We start from the raw sequence: 1,846 nt of genomic DNA, 5'->3' as shown, positions 1-1,846 counted from the left end.
TGGAGCGGGTAACGGGAATCGAACCCGTAACTGAAGCTTGGGAAGCTTTCGTGATACCTTTTCACCATACCCGCGCGCACTGATTGCCTACGCCGGGCGGCGGATTGCGTCAAGGGCCTTTGGCCATGGTGCAGGGCCGATGGGGCGGATGCCTCCGGCGGGAGTTTCGAGGGAGAAAGAAGCCGGGGGCGGGGTTGCGCTAACGCGCCCGGCGCCGCCTGCGCCCGCTGTCGCCGCCACCGCCGCCGGTGTTGTGGTTCACATCCGGGATCGTGACGATGCTGTTGAGGATCGGGTAGGGCTCGACCGCGTTGGGGATCGCCGAGGCGTTCACGAAATGCTCTTGAAAGCGCGGTTCGATGGCGGTTTCGATCTTGTGGATCTTGTGGACGGTCGCCTCGATCTCGCGGCGGGCGTCGGTGTTGAGAAGGGCGATCCGCGCGCCGGTGCCGGCGGCATTGCCGGCGCTGGTGACCTTGTCGAGCGGCGCATCGGGGATCATGCCCAGCACCATCGCGTGCTTGGGGCTGATATGCGCGCCGAAGGCACCCGCCAGCACCACGCGGTCGACCTTGTCGACACCGAATTTGTCCATCAGCAGCCGCGCCCCCGAATAGAGCGCGGCCTTGGCCATCTGGATCTGCCGGATATCGGTATTGGTGACGGTGATCTTCGGCCCGCCCTGTGCCGTGCCGTCATAGAGCAGGTAAGAGTTCGTGCGCCCGTCCTGAAAGCAATTGGGCGCGCCGGTCTGTTCCGCCGATCCGATCAGGCCGGGCCCGTCGACGATGCCTGCCAGACGCATTTCGGCGATGACCTCGATGATGCCGGACCCGCAGATGCCCGTGACGCCGGTCTGGGCGATGGCTTCGTCGAAGCCGTCCTCGTCGGACCAAAGATCGCTGCCGATCACCTTGAAGCGCGGCATCTTGGTTGCGGGGTCGATCGCGACGTGTTCGATCGCACCGGGGGCGGCGCGCTGGCCGGAACTGATCTGCGCCCCCTCGAAGGCGGGGCCGGTGGGCGAGGAACAGGCGAGGACCTTTTCGCGGTTGCCCAGCAGGATTTCGGCATTGGTGCCCACGTCCACGACCAGCATCAGGTCGTCGGATTTGTCGGGTGCCTCGGACAGGGCCACGGCGGCGGCATCCGCGCCCACATGGCCCGCGATGCAAGGCAGGATATAAACGCGCGCGGCGGGATGCAGCGCGAGGTCCAGTTCCGTGGCGCGCAGCGACAGCGCCTCGGATGTTGCCAGCGCAAAGGGGGCCTGACCCAATTCGTAAGCGTCGATCCCGAGGAAAAGATGGTGCATGACCGGATTGCAGACAAAGACCGCATCCACGACAAGGCTGCGGTCGATCTGCGCCTCGGAGGCGATCTGCACGAAAAGCGCGTTCATCCCTTCGCGCACGGCGCGGGTCATCTCGTCCGAGCCTGTGGGGTTCATCATGCCGTAGCTGACGCGGCTCATCAGGTCTTCGCCGAAGCGGATCTGCGGGTTCATGATGCCGGACGAGGCCACAACCTCGCCGGTTTGCAGGTCGCAGAGATGCGCGGCGATGGTGGTCGAGCCGAGGTCGACGGCAAGCCCGTAGATCGTGCCTTCGTAGAAGCCCGGCCAGACGTGGATGATGCGCGGGCTGAAGACCGCGTCGCCAAGGTGCACCGCGACGGTGACTTTCCATTGCCCCTTGCGCAGGGCGGTCTGCAGGGTCTTGAGCACGCCCAGATCGGCCTCGAGCGCGGGCAGGTCCCAGTCACGGCGCAGCGCCGCCACAAGGCGTTCCAGATCGCCCGAAGGGTCGTGCATGTCGGGTTCGGCGACCTCGACGTAGTAAAGCTT

General features: G+C 65.7%; 1 protein-coding gene and 1 tRNA gene. Both read right to left on the bottom strand.

Annotated features, from left to right (window positions below):
• Positions 1-74 (bottom strand) — tRNA-Gly (locus tag V7N12_RS10080).
• Between the two features lie 125 nt (positions 75-199).
• Positions 200-1,846 (bottom strand): ASKHA domain-containing protein (locus V7N12_RS10075; RefSeq protein WP_333714395.1); only part of this gene is annotated, 1,647 nt, incomplete at its 5' end.

It is taken from the genome of Yoonia sp., from assembly GCF_036770585.1.
GTDB lineage: Bacteria > Pseudomonadota > Alphaproteobacteria > Rhodobacterales > Rhodobacteraceae > Yoonia.
Note: the sequence above shows the minus strand (reverse complement) of the source record. Positions and strands in the feature narration are given on the sequence as shown.